13 protein-coding genes and 1 other RNA gene are annotated in these 13,694 nt (G+C 58.1%); 7 read left to right on the top strand and 7 right to left on the bottom strand.

Translation table 11 applies throughout. The features are described from left to right. Positions 1-20: 20 nt before the first annotated feature. A complete protein-coding gene (locus PK28_RS08395; protein WP_044513336.1) occupies positions 21-869 on the top strand; it encodes a DUF6565 domain-containing protein in 849 nt (282 codons plus the stop codon). A gap of 60 nt (positions 870-929) precedes the next feature. Here PK28_RS08395 and PK28_RS08390 read toward each other — a convergent pair whose 3' ends face one another. The 6 genes from PK28_RS08390 to PK28_RS20730 all read right to left on the bottom strand — a co-directional run bounded on the left by PK28_RS08390 (position 930) and on the right by PK28_RS20730 (position 4,556). Further along, the gene (locus PK28_RS08390; RefSeq protein ID WP_044513333.1) at positions 930-1,841 is read right to left on the bottom strand and encodes a glycosyltransferase family 2 protein; all 912 of its coding nucleotides are present in this window, start codon (positions 1,839-1,841) and stop codon (positions 930-932) included. A gap of 36 nt (positions 1,842-1,877) precedes the next feature. Next, complete coding sequence (locus tag PK28_RS08385) at positions 1,878-2,585, bottom strand: cell division ATP-binding protein FtsE (protein WP_044516613.1); 708 nt, start codon at positions 2,583-2,585, stop codon at positions 1,878-1,880. Positions 2,586-2,671: 86 nt separating this feature from the next. After that, a complete protein-coding gene (locus PK28_RS08380; protein ID WP_044513331.1) occupies positions 2,672-2,875 on the bottom strand; it encodes a hypothetical protein in 204 nt (67 codons plus the stop codon). An 82-nt stretch (positions 2,876-2,957) separates the two neighbouring features. Further along, on the bottom strand, positions 2,958-3,614 hold the full coding sequence (gene fsa / locus PK28_RS08375) for a fructose-6-phosphate aldolase (RefSeq protein ID WP_044513328.1): 657 nt from the start codon (positions 3,612-3,614) through the stop codon (positions 2,958-2,960). An 83-nt stretch (positions 3,615-3,697) separates the two neighbouring features. Then, positions 3,698-3,794, bottom strand: an RNA gene (ffs, locus tag PK28_RS19715) — signal recognition particle sRNA small type. Positions 3,795-4,031: 237 nt separating this feature from the next. Next, complete coding sequence (locus PK28_RS20730) at positions 4,032-4,556, bottom strand: carboxypeptidase-like regulatory domain-containing protein (protein WP_044513326.1); 525 nt, start codon at positions 4,554-4,556, stop codon at positions 4,032-4,034. Positions 4,557-4,846: 290 nt separating this feature from the next. Between PK28_RS20730 and guaA the strand changes: the two genes are divergently transcribed. Together guaA and PK28_RS08360 are read left to right on the top strand one after the other, a co-directional pair. Beyond that, positions 4,847-6,379 carry a glutamine-hydrolyzing GMP synthase gene (gene guaA / locus PK28_RS08365; protein ID WP_044513324.1) on the top strand — a complete coding sequence of 511 codons (1,533 nt, stop codon included), beginning with the start codon at positions 4,847-4,849 and terminating at the stop codon, positions 6,377-6,379. A 217-nt stretch (positions 6,380-6,596) separates the two neighbouring features. Then, positions 6,597-7,310: a type 1 glutamine amidotransferase gene (locus tag PK28_RS08360; RefSeq protein WP_044513320.1), complete on the top strand. Its 714-nt coding sequence runs from the start codon at positions 6,597-6,599 to the stop codon at positions 7,308-7,310. A gap of 8 nt (positions 7,311-7,318) precedes the next feature. On the opposite strand, the gene dgt is transcribed toward PK28_RS08360, so the two are convergent. Continuing rightward, positions 7,319-8,725 carry a dGTP triphosphohydrolase gene (dgt, locus tag PK28_RS08355; protein WP_048825766.1) on the bottom strand — a complete coding sequence of 469 codons (1,407 nt, stop codon included), beginning with the start codon at positions 8,723-8,725 and terminating at the stop codon, positions 7,319-7,321. A gap of 199 nt (positions 8,726-8,924) precedes the next feature. Here dgt and PK28_RS08350 point away from each other — a divergent pair, with 199 nt between their 5' ends. The 4 genes from PK28_RS08350 (at position 8,925) to dcd (ending at position 13,690) form a co-directional block, all read left to right on the top strand. Beyond that, positions 8,925-10,781 carry an ABC transporter substrate-binding protein gene (locus tag PK28_RS08350; protein WP_048825764.1) on the top strand — a complete coding sequence of 619 codons (1,857 nt, stop codon included), beginning with the start codon at positions 8,925-8,927 and terminating at the stop codon, positions 10,779-10,781. Positions 10,782-10,831: 50 nt separating this feature from the next. Next, positions 10,832-12,157, top strand: a complete 1,326-nt coding sequence (gene hemL / locus PK28_RS08345; protein ID WP_044513315.1) for a glutamate-1-semialdehyde 2,1-aminomutase — start codon at positions 10,832-10,834, stop codon at positions 12,155-12,157. Between the two features lie 120 nt (positions 12,158-12,277). After that, positions 12,278-13,132 (top strand): hypothetical protein, encoded by an 855-nt coding sequence (locus tag PK28_RS08340; protein ID WP_044513312.1) that lies wholly within the window; start codon positions 12,278-12,280, stop codon positions 13,130-13,132. Between the two features lie 21 nt (positions 13,133-13,153). Next, positions 13,154-13,690, top strand: a complete 537-nt coding sequence (dcd, locus tag PK28_RS08335; RefSeq protein ID WP_044513310.1) for a dCTP deaminase — start codon at positions 13,154-13,156, stop codon at positions 13,688-13,690. The last annotated feature ends 4 nt before the right edge of the window (positions 13,691-13,694 follow it).

The raw sequence follows: 13,694 nt of genomic DNA, 5'->3' as shown, positions 1-13,694 counted from the left end.
CTTATCTTTTCCGAACTACCATGATAAAGAAAACCTTCACCATAAACGCCCTGGCGGCTATTCTATTGGCCGGTGGCGTGTCGTTCACGCAAAGCAGCTGCAGCCGCACGGATAGAACTGAGGTTTCGCAGGATGGCGAACAGGCCTACAACGATTTCAAAACGTTTGTGACCGATGCCGAAACCCGCTCTGAAAACGTAGCCAACGAATCGGAAGCCGACTACAACCAGGAAACCACCCAGCTGAAGTCTGACTTCGATACCAAAGTAGCCGCCGTAGATAAGTACGCGGATCAGTATGATGACGCGCGCCGGCAGGAAATTGAGCAGCTGCGCACCCGCTACACCACCGCTTACGACAAGCGCGACATGACCTGGAAAAACCGGGCCTCAGCTACCGGCACAACCACAACTATGAAAATGGGCAAGTACTACAAGCCCATGACCAGTGAGTATGCCGCAGTAACGCCTCAGAACGTGCGCGCCAAGTACGAGGCCTTCACCGCCATGGTGAAAGCCAACGAGAACCGCTACGATATTGACGACTGGCGCAACGTGAATGCCGACTGGAAAGCCCTGGACGACCGTTACGACGTGATTAAAGACCAGGTATCTACTGCCGACCGCGAGGAAATTGCCAAGGAAAAGGCCAAGTACGCGGCCTTCAAGTCCTTCGACAAAACCGAAGCCCGCGTGGCGGAAGGGGCTGATGCCGTTGGCGGGGCCGCGAAGGACGTAGCCGGCGGAGCCAAAGAAGTAGGCAAAGATGTAGGCCAGGGTGCCAAGAAAGTAGGCAGCAAAGTGGGCAACGCAGTGAAAGGCGCCTACAAAGAGGTCAAGAGCGAAGTTAAAAACACCGACAACGACTAACCCACCCCGGTTACAACACTATTGCAACAACAAGCGCCAGCCTTCCTCCAGGCTGGCGCTTTATTTTTTCCCGGTGCGGTAGTGTTGTAGATCCTGCAGCGCCCAGTACAGCTTAAGGCCATCCAGCTGCCGGAGGTTAGGAGTTCCAGAAAGCAGCGCCCGTTGCACGCTGTTGTATAGCAGCCTAAATCCCGCTTGGTATATCCCTGCCAGCCCCGCACGCCGTAGCCGCAGGGCAGTCCGCAACAGGCTGGTGTCGGTCCCCCACCCTTCAGTTTGGTACAGGTACACCAGATTGCGCACAGCCTGCTGCGTTTTTTCCAGAAAAACGGTGGCGGGTTCCAGGCCATCATGCAGCACGGGGTTATCAATATGCTGCACGGCAATGCCCGCTTTTTGCAGCTGCCAGCCCAGCTTGCTGTCCTCGTGGCCGTAGTGCGTTAGGGCTTCATCCAAACCAAACCGGCGAAATACGGCGGCTTCCATCAGCACATTTTTCAGGATAAACGAGGTGTGTGGCTGCAACTGCCGCACCCGGGCCGGGCGGGCTTCCCGCAGCCGGCCATAGTGCCAGCGCAGCCGCAGCTCCGGAGCGGCGGGGGCGGTTTCAGCGTACATCGTTCCACCTACTATTACCGGCGCCGAAGTTAAAGTGCCGGCATAGCGGGCGAGAAAGTTGGGCTCAGACAGGGAGATATTATTATCCAGCAGTAGCAACCAGGGGTGCAGGGCAGCCGCAGCCAGTTGATTACGAATAGCTGAGCGCCCCACATTGCGCGGTAGTTCCCGGTACACAACGCCCGGCCAGGCAGCCATAGAGCGGTTTAACCGGCGGGTATCCTCGTCGGAGGCATCATCAAAACACAGGATTTCTACCGGCCCGGGCCAGCTGGCGGCCTGTTGCACCAGTGCCAGCACCAGCCGCGTTACGTCCCGGCAGTAAATGGGCAGCAAAACTGACAGGCCGGGCATGGCTATGCGAAATGACGGAAAACGGAAAGCCGGAAACTAGTTGCCGCTCAGTTCCATGGGCAGGGCAGTGGAGTCCAGCAGCTGACCATCTTTGCACTGGAGCACGCGCTTGGGGTAGTTTTTGATGAGCTGGTAGTTGTGCGTGGCCATGAGCACGGCGGTGCCGGCGTTGTTGATTTCCATGAACAAACGCATGATACTGTCCGTCACGTCGGGGTCCAGGTTGCCGGTGGGCTCATCGGCCAGCAGCAGCAGGGGCTCATTCAGCAGGGCCCGGGCAATTACTACCCGCTGCTGCTCGCCGCCGGAAAGCTGGTGCGGCATTTTGCTGCCGGCATTGGACAAGCCTACACGCATCAGCACTTCCGAGATGCGCTGTTTTTTCAGGGACTTCCCTTTCCAGCCGGTAGCATTCAGCACAAACAGGAGGTTATCGGCCACGGTACGGTCGAAGAGCAGCTGGAAATCCTGAAAGATGATACCCAGCTTGCGGCGCAGCATGGGCACTTTACCACTGCTGAGGCGCGGCAAAGCAAAACCGGCTACGTTGCCGGCCCCGGCGCCCAAGGGTAAGTCGGCGTAAATGGTTTTCAGCAAAGAGCTTTTGCCCGAGCCGGTCCGGCCCACCAGGTACGCAAATTCGCCCTTGTCCAGGACAAAGGATACTTTCTGCAGCACGGTGTTCACGTCCTGCATAATGTAGGCATCGTGCAGCTCGATAACCGGGTTGGCAGCGGTGGGCATAAAAGCAAAATTGCGCGAAACAGGGCTCCGCTCGTTCAACAATTCAAATTAGGTTACCGGAATTTCCGGGCAGCCAGGGGCCGAAGCTATACGTCCAGCTTTTGCAATTTACCGAACTCCAGGCCCTCAATTACGCCGGCCAGCGCAGTTTCTTTGCCTTCCAGCCCGTAGCGATGCAAATCTTTCAGGGGGCGGTCGGCCCGGAAATAGGCAATGAGCACGAAGTTCTCATCGCGCAGCTGGATGTAGTCCGGAATCTTGGCCTTGCCTTTTACTTTGATGATGTACACGGCGAAAATGTTGACTGGTAAAAGGTTGCGTGTTGAATAAGCGGCATGCTTCAGCGGCTCATTCAACACGCAACATTCAACATTAAGAATTTACTTTTTTATGGTCGGCCAAGAAGGTGGCCAGGCCTTTGTCGGTAAGCGGGTGGTTCAGCAAACCGGTAATTACATTCAGCGGGCAGGTAGCCACATCGGCTCCCAGCTCAGCGCACTGAATGAGGTGCGGTACGTGGCGCACGGAGGCGGCCAGCACCTGCGTAGGATAGCCGTAGTTGGAGAAAATATCCACAATCTGCTGAATCAGCTGCATGCCATCGGCCCCGATGTCATCCAGACGACCCACGAAAGGCGACACGTAGGTGGCACCGGCTTTGGCGGCCAGCAGCGCCTGCCCGGCCGAGAAAATCAGAGTGCAGTTGGTTTTGATGCCTTTCTCCGAGAAATATTTGATGGCTTTCACACCATCCCGGATCATGGGCACCTTCACTACGATGTTGGGGTGCAGCTCGGCCAGGGCCTCGCCTTCCCGAATTATGCCTTCGTAGTCAGTGGCAATTACCTCGGCCGACACGTCGCCGTCTACCATTTCGCAGATCTGGCGGTAGTGCGACATCACGGCATCCGTGCCTTTAATGCCCTCTTTGGCCATCAGCGAGGGGTTGGTGGTTACACCGTCGAGCACACCTAGCTCCACGGCTTCCTGAATTTCCTTCAGGTTGGCGGTATCAATGAAGAATTTCATGCGGGTAGATTGGAAACAACAATGCCCCAAAGCTAACCGATTGCGGGCAAACGCACCGCGCGGTTTCGTTGGGGCATGGACAAAAAAAAGCGAACCAATATCGCACCGCTCAACCACCTACCCTTGCTACCTTCCGGTCCTGGGGGAGTTCAGCGGGAGCTGGTCGTACTGATTCGCCGTTGCAAATATACACAGGTTTTTGCGGGCCGCGCAATAATTCTGCATTCTTTGCCTGTGCAGGGGCTTGCTGACGCAGCAAACCGCCTAGCAATCAAGCGGCAACGCCCCGGAAAAAATCTACGGCTCACTCCTTTTACTTAGTCTACCAACAAAAAGAAGGAACGCCTGGGGCGTTCCTTCTTTTTGTTTTCATAGCGCAGAGAGAGAGGTCGGGGTGGAGCGGAGGGGTGGGTGGTGTTACTTTACTCTGGCTTTGCCACGGGCGGCCGCAGCTTCCAGATAAACATTCAGGGGAAGGTAATTACTGGCATTCAGCTCTTTATCAGCATAGCCGATGTAGCTAAACAATAAGGAGTTGATACCGGCCGGCACCTTAATAGTATACTCGCCATTGGCGTTGGTGCTGGCGGCTATGGCCGCGCCTTTCACATACACGGTGGCTCCTACCAGGGGTTGGCTTTCTTCATTTAAAACTTTACCTTTCAAAACCACCATTTCCGGCTGGCTGGCTGCAACCTCTGCCGTGGCGGCCGGGGTGGCTACTTCCTCGGCGGTGGCCGCCTGTGTGGCCGCTGTGGCCGGTGTGGTGAGGGGAGCCAGCTCTTCTGCCTGCACTTCGGTAGTTGGAGCAGGCTGGTGCGTCACCTGCACAGCTACTAAAGTGGTGGAAGGCGTTGCGGCGGCCTGAGGTTGTGCCTGAGCTAGCAGAACTGCTGGCGTTAACCAGGTTAGCAAGGCCAGCGAAGAGGAGAGGTAACGCATAGCAGCACGGGGTTTGAGTGAGCGGTACTGTGACAAAGGTGCAGGATAATCGAGAGCAGCAAAAGGCATATTGTGACGCAATTGTGACGTATATAGTGATTGTAATACGTTGTATTTTTCACCTTAATGTCAAGTATAATAACTATATACATGGTACTATTTTCATTTAAATGGCTGTTTTTTAAATCCATTTTGTGACATTACCCGTCCTTTCTTTTTCCTGCTCCGGTCCAGCATAGCTTTCTTAAAATGGGTTTTGTCGATGAGCCTGGGGGGGCTTACCTTTGCCCATGCCTCAACAGATTCTGATTCTCGATTTTGGGTCGCAGTACACGCAGCTCATTGCCCGGCGCATCCGGGAATTGAACGTTTACTGCGAAATTCATCCGTATAACCACGCCCCGGACCTCACTGAGGACATCCGGGGCGTTGTGCTTTCGGGCTCACCCTGCTCCGTGCGCGACCCGGAAGCCCCCAACCCCGACCTCAGCAAGTACCTGGGCCACGTGCCGGTGCTGGGCGTGTGCTACGGTGCGCAGTTGCTGGCGCAGCAAAACGGCGGCGAAGTGCTGCCGGCCACCATCCGGGAATATGGCCGCGCCCGCCTCAGCCACGTGCACCACGACTCGCCCCTGCTGCACGGCGTGCCCACTGAGTCGCAGGTCTGGATGTCGCACGGCGACACGATTAAGACGCTGCCGGCCGGTTTCGACATCATTGCCGGCACGCCGGAAGTAGCCGTGGCCGCCTTCCACATCCAGGGTCAGAACACGTATGGTATTCAGTTTCACCCCGAAGTAACGCACTCCACCGACGGCAAAACCCTGCTCCAGAACTTTGTAGTGAGCATTTGTGGGCTTGACCAGAGCTGGACGCCGGAGCATTTCGTGGATAGCATGGTGGAAACCCTGCAGCGCACCATTGGCGAGCAGGATCAGGTCATTCTGGGCCTGTCCGGCGGCGTAGACTCTTCCGTAGCAGCCTTATTACTGCATAAAGCCATTGGCAAGCGCCTGCACGGCATTTTCGTAAACAACGGCCTGCTGCGCAAAGACGAGTACGAACAGGTATTGCACTCCTACAAAGACCTGGGCCTGAACGTGCGCGGCGTAGATGCCTCCCCTGAGTTCTACGAGGCGCTGAAAGGCCTCACCGACCCCGAGCTGAAGCGCAAAGCCATTGGCCGCACCTTTATTGAGGTATTCGACCGCGAAGCGCAGAAAGTAGAAGGCGCCCGCTGGCTGGCCCAGGGCACTATTTACCCCGATGTCATTGAATCGGTATCGGTAAAAGGCCCGGCCGTGACCATCAAGAGCCACCACAATGTGGGCGGCCTGCCCGAGAAAATGAATCTGCGGATTGTGGAGCCGTTGCGGGCCTTGTTTAAGGACGAGGTGCGCGAAGTAGGCCACACCCTGGAGCTGCCCGTCAATATTCTGCACCGCCACCCCTTTCCCGGCCCCGGCCTGGGCATCCGCATCCTCGGGGATATTACCCCTGCCAAAGTAGACCTGCTGCAGCGCGCCGACGCCATCTTCATCAACGGCCTGAAAGAATACGGCCTCTATGATAAAGTATGGCAGGCCGGCGTGATGCTGCTGCCCATTCAGAGCGTAGGCGTAATGGGCGATGAGCGCACCTACGAGCAAGTAGTAGCCCTGCGCGCCGTAACCAGCGTAGATGGCATGACGGCCGACTGGGCCCACCTCCCCTACGAGTTCCTGGCCGACGTCAGCAACAAAATCATCAACCAGGTGCGCGGCATCAACCGCGTGGTGTACGACATCAGCTCCAAGCCACCCGCAACTATTGAGTGGGAATAAGCCTACGGGATTTCCTGATACAACAAGCCGTTTCAGCCAGCTGAAACGGCTTGTTGCATTACAAGGACCTGGTGCTGGCCGGTGGCGAGCCAACAGGTAGAGCAGCCTTTGTTCCACTTGGTTTTAAGCCGAAGTACTCCGGAAAAGCCGGCTGCTCCGGTCCCGTGCCACGATACCTTTGCGGTACTTTGCATCATTACAATTCGCCTTAGCTTCTATGCAGCTCCACATCTTTCAGCATGTATCCTTTGAAGGCCCGGGCTATATAGCCCAATGGGCCGCAGATAAAGGGCACCGGCTAACCTTCACGCATTTGCATGCTCCGGCTCCGGCTTTCCCTGATTTAACAGAGCTGGATGTGCTGGTAGTGCTGGGCGGTGAAATGAGCGTCCATGATGAGGCCTTGTTCCCTTGGCTTCGCGAGGAGAAGCAATTTATCCGGCGGGCAATAGACGGAGGCCTTCCCGTGCTGGGCATCTGCCTGGGGGCGCAGCTTGTTGCCGAAGCCTTAGGCGCCACAGTTTCCGATGGCCCGGCGCCGGAAATAGGCTTTTTCCCGATTCATTTTTCTCAGGAAGCCCACCGCTTTTTCTCGGGCGAGTTTCCTGCTTCTCTTACGCCGCTGCACTGGCACGGGGAAATATTCTCCCTGCCACCCGGCGCCCGGCTACTGGCCTCCTCCGCAGCCTGCACCAACCAGGCTTTTAGCTGGCAGCAGCGCGTGATTGGCCTGCAGTTTCACCCGGAAGTAACGGCTGAAATTCTGGCCGCCATGCTGGAGCATGAGGCGCACGACCTTGTGCCGGGCGAGTGGGTGCAATCAGCAAAAGAAATAGCTGCCGGGAGACATCTTTTAGCTGCCAGCCATCAATTTCTTGACAGCTTACTCACGGCGTGGGCCGCCTCACCGAGAAGCCCCCAGGCAAATTAAAGCAACGATTAGAAGCCCTTCGGCAAATCAATACCCTTAATAGTACGATACAATGCCAGTGCATTCTGGTCTGATAAGCCGCCAATAAAATCGGTCAGCAGAATAATCTGCTCGTAAGCCGGCAGCTCCGCCTGCGGACCCATGGCGCGGAATTGCATGGGCAGCAAATCCAGGAGCTTGCGGCTGCGGTGGCTGCGCTGGGCATCGAATGTGGCGTGCAGGAAAGCATCCAGCAGCCCACCGAGCACCTCGAAACCGGCGGCTTCAATCTCTAAAACCGGGCGGCTGCGGTAGAGCTTTTCTACGGATAGCATCTGTACTTCCTGCAGTTCGTGCCAGCACTCCAGCTCTTTCACCAGGGGCTGGTCGTACTGGCCCGTGAGCATAGCGGGCACATGCTCCGCAAAGCGCTGCGACACTTCATCCACCAGCTTGCCAATGAGGCGGGCGCGGATGTAGCCCAGCTCCTCGCGCCAGTCGTGCCACTGCACGCTGGCCTGGCGGGTGGGCGGGTCGTTGAGCATACGGCGCAGCAGCTTCAGGCCGTGGTGGTGGTCGATGAGGCCGAGCTTGAGGCCGTCTTCAAAATCGATGATGCGGTAGCAGAGGTCATCGGCGGCTTCTACCAGAAACGCCAGCGGGTGGCGGTGGTAAAAGCCGGCGCCCTCCTCCCCTTTCGGCAGCAGTCCCAGCTCCTCGGCCACGTGCCGGAAGCGACCTTTCTCGCACTGAAAGTAGCCGTACTTTTTCTCGCTGGTACCGCCCGTACGGGCTTTATCCTCTACCATAGAGGGACGCGGATACTTGGTAAAAGCACCCAGCACGGCATAGGTAAGTCCCAGCCCCGCCGTGCCGGTGCTGTGCGCCGGATAGGTATGCGTGAGCACCCGAAACCCGGCGGCGTTGCCCTCAAAATGCTGCAAATCGGCCTGCTGCGCCGCCGAAAGCCCGGTGATAAACCGCTCGGCTTCCCGGCTGGTGAAGTAGGCCGAAATAGCATCCTCACCCGAGTGGCCAAAGGGCGGGTTGCCGATATCGTGACTCAGGCAGGCAGCGGCTACAATGTCGCCGAAATCCTGGTCGAGAGTGGGCAGCGCGGCGGCCAGGTCGGCATCGGCTTCCATCAGTCTTCGCCCGCTAAGCCGGCCCAGGGAGCGGCCCACGCAGGCCGTTTCCAGGGAATGGGTGAGGCGGGTATGCACAAAATCGGTTTCCGGCAGGGGCATTACCTGGGTTTTGCGCTGCAGCCGCCGGAAGGCCGAACTGAACACGACCCGGTCGTAATCGGCCACAAAGGCGCCGCGCACCACGGGCATATCGGCCACCAGGTGCAGCTGAGGCTGGTCGGGGTAGCGGCGGCGCGCCAGCAGGCGCTGCCACGACATAGCAGGCAAAGTGGAGGAAGTAAGATGCATGTAGTGGGGAAGTTACCGCGCAAAATACAGGTATTCAGCTAAGGTGAAAAAATGGCGGACTCCGCCGGGTAGTTCGCAGCAACTCTCCACCCCCGCCATCTTCCTGCAGCATACTACGTACCTTTGTCCGGCACTTTTAATTGAATGGCTGTTTGCCTTCGATTCATCCTTTCATTCTGGTCCTCCCATGAGGCATTTTATGACGTTGCGGTTCGCGAGCTTTGGTATTGGATTAAGCCTAGCCTTCTCGGTGCAGGCTCAGCCATCTGCCATTCGAAAAGATACTCCGGTTTCTAAACCCAGCGCTTCTACTGCAACAACTAAGGCCCCTACTACGCCCGCTAAACCGGCGGCAACTAAAAAGGCAGCCTCGGCGCCAGCCAAACCGGCCATTGCCAAGGCGCAGCCACCCCTGCCAGGCAATCTGCGCTCCTCAGACCAAAATACCCGCTACCAAAACGGCAAGCTGCTCATTGAGCAGGGCCGCTACGAGCTGGCCATGCAGGAGCTGCAACCCCTTACCGTGCCCTCGGCTAAGTTTAAGCGTGCGCCGGAGGCGGCTTATCTGTATGCCGTAGCCGCCACGCGCGCCAAGAAATGGGCCGAGGCCGAGCAGATGCTGAACCTGCTGCGCAGTGAGTACCCCACCTGGCCGGCGCTGGCCGAGGCCTATTTTCTGCAGGGGCAGATTTCTTTTGAGCAGGGCGAAGTGGATAATGCCCTGCGCGTACTGGGGCAGATTCCGGCCGGCAAACTGGAAACCGAGCGCACCGCGCTGAAGGCCACCTATCTGCCGCGCATCAAAGACAAAGCCCTGTTTCAGAATATGGTGCGCCGCTACCCGCAGGATGCCACCCTGGCCACTGCCTACGCCGATAAGCTGGTGCTGGGCGGCTGGTACACCGAGGCCGATAAAGCCCAGCTGGAACAGCTGATTAACCAGTTTTCTCTGGACCGCACCCGGTATTCCCCGCGCGTGCGCCCGCAGAAAAAGAGCAGCTACAATGTGGCCGTGCTCCTCCCCTTCGAGCTGAACGACCCCAGCTGGGAAAAGCAGCGCAAGCTCCAGTTTGTAACCGATTTGTACGCCGGCATGCGCCTGGCCCAGGACTCTTTGCAGCGCGAAGGCCGCCCCCTGCAGCTCTTCGCCTACGATACTGGTGCTGATACCCTGCAGCTGAAGCGCCTGCTGGCTATGCCCGAGCTGGCCGCCATGGATATGATTGTGGGCCCGGTGTACAAGTCAGGCAGCAAACTGCTGGCCCGCTTTGCCCTCGAGCATCAGATTATCACCATAAATCCCTTGTCGCAGGATGCCGAGTTGGTGCTGGATAACCCTTGGCATTATCTCTACGAGCCCAGCTCGGTAACACAGGCCCGGCAGGCGGCCCAGTTTGCCTACAACAACTTCCCCGGTCGCACGGCGGTGGTTTTATACGAAGACAACAAGGACGAAAAGGCTTTTGGCGAAACGTACAAAACCACCTATGAAGCGCTGGGCGGCAAAGTGCAGGTACTGCGCCGCATCAATTCTGATGTAGATGAGTCCCTGGCCCAGGGCTTTGCGGGTATCGATCTGAAGACCGTTGGCCACCTGGTAATGGCCTCCGAAGGACGCAAAGCCGGCCCCTACACGCTGGGTTTGCTGCAAACGCAGGGCGCCCGCCTCCCACTGATTACGTTTGCTTCCTGGCTGGAAAATGCCAGGATTTCGATGGAGCAGCTGGATGCGCGCGACGTATACCTGGTGTATCCGCATTACCTGGACAAAACGGCGCCGGGCGTGCGGCGCTTCCGCCAGCTTTACCTGCAGCAGCAGCATTTGCCGCCCTCTGTGTTTTCCAGCATTGGGTTTGAGCTGTTATACTATTTTGGCTCCCGCCTGCACGAGTATGGCTCTACCTTCCAGAACCAGCTGGCCAATTCCGGTCCGGTTTCGGGCACGCTGTTTCAGGGTATCGGCTACCCCGCGGGTGGCCACGATAACCAGTATGTGCCCATCACCAAGCTGGAGCGCATGGAGGTAGAAGTTCTGAACCCGGTGGATGGCCGGTAACCCCAAAGGCCCCTGCCCGCTTTCTTTTGCAACCTGAATTCTCTTTCGATATGAATCCTTCTGTTTCTTCGGCTCCTGAGCTCACGCTTTCTACCAGCAACGCGTTATTCGAACGGGCTAAGCAGCATATTCCCGGCGGGGTAAACTCGCCGGTGCGGGCCTTCCGGGCCGTGGGCGGCCATCCGGTTTTCATGCAGTCGGCGAAGGGCGCCTGGCTGACGGATGTGGACGGTAACCAGTACCTGGACTTCATTAACTCTTGGGGACCCATGATTCTGGGCCACGCCCCGGAAATTGTGCTGGAGGCCGTGCAGCAGGCCATTCCCAATTCGCTTTCCTTCGGGGCGCCTACCCAGCGGGAAGTGGAAATGGCCGAGCTCATCAAGCAGATGGTGCCCAGCATTGAGAAGGTCCGGTTGGTGAACTCTGGCACCGAGGCTACCATGTCGGCCATTCGGGTGGCGCGGGGCTTTACCGGCCGCGACAAGATTCTCAAGTTTGAAGGCTGCTACCACGGCCACGGCGACTCCTTCCTGATTGCCGCCGGCTCCGGCGCCCTCACCCTGGGCGCGCCCGACTCCCCCGGCGTGACCGAAGGCGTAGCCAAAGACACGCTCACGGTGCCTTACAACGACCTGGAAGCCGTGGAGCGCGCCATTGCCGCCAACCCCAACCAGATTGCCGCCATTATTATTGAGCCCGTAGTGGGCAATATGGGCCTGGTAGAGCCCGCCGCGGGCTTTCTGCAAGGCCTGCGCGAGCTGTGCACCGAGCACGGCATTGTGTTCATTTTTGATGAGGTGATGACGGGCTTCCGCTTGGCCCCCGGTGGCGCGCAGGAGCTTTATGGCATCAAGCCGGACATGACCACGCTGGGCAAAATCATTGGCGGTGGTATGCCAGTGGGCGCGTACGGCGGCCGTCAGGATATTATGGATAATGTGGCCCCCGCGGGCAAAGTGTACCAGGCCGGTACGCTCTCCGGCAACCCCATTGCCACCGCCGCCGGCATTGCCCAGCTCACTTACCTGCAGCAGCACCCGGAGCTATATACGGAGCTCAACCGCATCAGCACCCGCATTGCGGACGGCACCCGTCAGATTGCCGCTGACCTGGGCCTGAACTACACCGTGAATCAGGTAGGCTCTATGTTCAGCCTGTTTTTCACGGCGCAGCCCGTAACGGACCTGGCCAGCGCCAAAACCTCCGACACCGAGGCCTTCGGCCGTTATTTCCGGGCCATGCTGCACCGCGGCATGTACCTGGCACCGGCGCAGTTTGAGGCCCTGTTTGTTTCTACCGCCATTACCGATGAGCTGGCCGACCGCTACCTCACGGCCTGCCGCGAGTCGCTGATAGAAGCCCACGGGCTGTAATTTTCCTGCGGCACTTCTGAAGCTGTCATCCTTGGCCACGCTGGGGATGACAGTTTTTTTGCTATGGCTCCCAACCACGACAGCAACCGGTTACCTTTGCGGGCAAATCTGCTTCGTCTTATGCCACGTTTCCGCTTTCTTTTTCCGGTTTTTTTGCTGATTCTGCTGCCTTCCCTGCTATGGGCGCAGCTGAACGGACCGGCCGCTGATAACAAGCGCCTCTTCGACCGCACCGTAGACGAGCTGAATTTTCGCACCATGGAAACTGTGTACGACAAGTCGTTTACGCGGCGAAAATTCCCGGTGAACCTGCGTACAGCCAAAGACCGGCGCGCTTTCGATGACTTCCCCGGCCGCGACGACCTGCACACGCTCTTTCAGAATTACAACGGCGTTGCCGAGCGCTACAAAGCCCGCTTTGGCAAAGGGCGCACGGATTTGGCCGAGTTTGAAAAGCAGCTGAACAGTATTCTGCTGGACCGAAACTTCGAGTTCTTTATTCACAACCTCCCCCGCGACGAGCGGGTGGCGCTGATTCGGGCCCTGCAACGGGAGATTAAGCAGGCCACGGCGCAGTTTAACGCCTCCGCAGACCCCGCCCCCGACGAAACCACCGCCGACGGCGCCGCCGTGCCGCCCGCCGATGTAGATGCCACTATTGCCGCTCCATTAGAGGATACTACGCCCCAGCCGGAGGAAACCACTACCACCACTACCGTAACCTCCCCGGCAGCCAGCACACCGGCAGCACCTTCCCAGTATGGCTGGCTCGACTACCTGACCCTGCTGCTGGCCGGCACCTCCCTTTTCCTGGTGGGGCGCCTTACCTTGGTAACCATTCCGGAGCTGCGCGGCCGCCTGGATACCTTGACGTCGTATGGAGAAGAGGAGCCGGAGGCAGAAGAAACCGTGGCGCCGCGCCGCAGCTCCGGCCTGCGCGAAGACCGCTACGAAGAGGAAGAAGAACAAGCGTAAGTATTACTTCAAAAGCCAGTCATGATTCTCACCGATCAGCAGATTCTCGCCGAAATGGAGCGGGGCAATATTGTTATCCAGCCGTATGATCGGGCCTGTCTCGGCACCAATTCCTACGACGTGCACCTGGGCCGCTATCTGGCTACCTACCGCGACGCCGTGCTGGACGCCCGCCAGCACAATGAGATTCAGACCTTTGAAATTCCGGCAGAAGGCTATGTGCTGGAGCCCGGCACCTTGTATCTGGGCGTAACAGAGGAGTATACCGAGAGCCACGCGCACGTGCCGTTCCTGGAAGGCAAAAGCAGCGTAGGCCGCCTGGGCATTGATATTCATGCTACCGCCGGCAAAGGCGACATTGGTTTCTGCAACACCTGGACGCTGGAAATCAGCGTTTCCATGCCGGTGCGCGTGTATGCCGGTATGCCCATTGGCCAGCTGATCTACTTTGTGGTGCAGGGTGATGTGGAAACCTTCTACAACCGCAAGGCCAACGCCAAGTACAACGACCGCACCGACAAGCCGGTGGAGTCTATGATGTGGAAGAACACCTGGTAGCAGC

It is taken from the genome of Hymenobacter sp. DG25B, assembly GCF_000801315.1.
In the GTDB taxonomy this organism is placed as follows: domain Bacteria; phylum Bacteroidota; class Bacteroidia; order Cytophagales; family Hymenobacteraceae; genus Hymenobacter.
Note: the sequence above shows the minus strand (reverse complement) of the source record. Positions and strands in the feature narration are given on the sequence as shown.

Bases quoted from the DNA above. Each gene is read 5' to 3' on its own strand.
- PK28_RS08395 (WP_044513336.1), top strand. From the start codon at position 21: ATGATAAAGAAAACCTTCACCATAAACGCCCTGGCGGCTATTCTATTG.
- PK28_RS08390 (WP_044513333.1), bottom strand. From the start codon at position 1,841: ATGCCCGGCCTGTCAGTTTTGCTGCCCATTTACTGCCGGGACGTAACG.
- PK28_RS08385 (WP_044516613.1), bottom strand. From the start codon at position 2,585: ATGCCCACCGCTGCCAACCCGGTTATCGAGCTGCACGATGCCTACATT.
- fsa (WP_044513328.1), bottom strand. From the start codon at position 3,614: ATGAAATTCTTCATTGATACCGCCAACCTGAAGGAAATTCAGGAAGCC.
- PK28_RS20730 (WP_044513326.1), bottom strand. From the start codon at position 4,556: ATGCGTTACCTCTCCTCTTCGCTGGCCTTGCTAACCTGGTTAACGCCA.
- guaA (WP_044513324.1), top strand. From the start codon at position 4,847: ATGCCTCAACAGATTCTGATTCTCGATTTTGGGTCGCAGTACACGCAG.
- PK28_RS08360 (WP_044513320.1), top strand. From the start codon at position 6,597: ATGCAGCTCCACATCTTTCAGCATGTATCCTTTGAAGGCCCGGGCTAT.
- dgt (WP_048825766.1), bottom strand. From the start codon at position 8,725: ATGCATCTTACTTCCTCCACTTTGCCTGCTATGTCGTGGCAGCGCCTG.
- PK28_RS08350 (WP_048825764.1), top strand. From the start codon at position 8,925: ATGACGTTGCGGTTCGCGAGCTTTGGTATTGGATTAAGCCTAGCCTTC.
- hemL (WP_044513315.1), top strand. From the start codon at position 10,832: ATGAATCCTTCTGTTTCTTCGGCTCCTGAGCTCACGCTTTCTACCAGC.
- PK28_RS08340 (WP_044513312.1), top strand. From the start codon at position 12,278: ATGCCACGTTTCCGCTTTCTTTTTCCGGTTTTTTTGCTGATTCTGCTG.
- dcd (WP_044513310.1), top strand. From the start codon at position 13,154: ATGATTCTCACCGATCAGCAGATTCTCGCCGAAATGGAGCGGGGCAAT.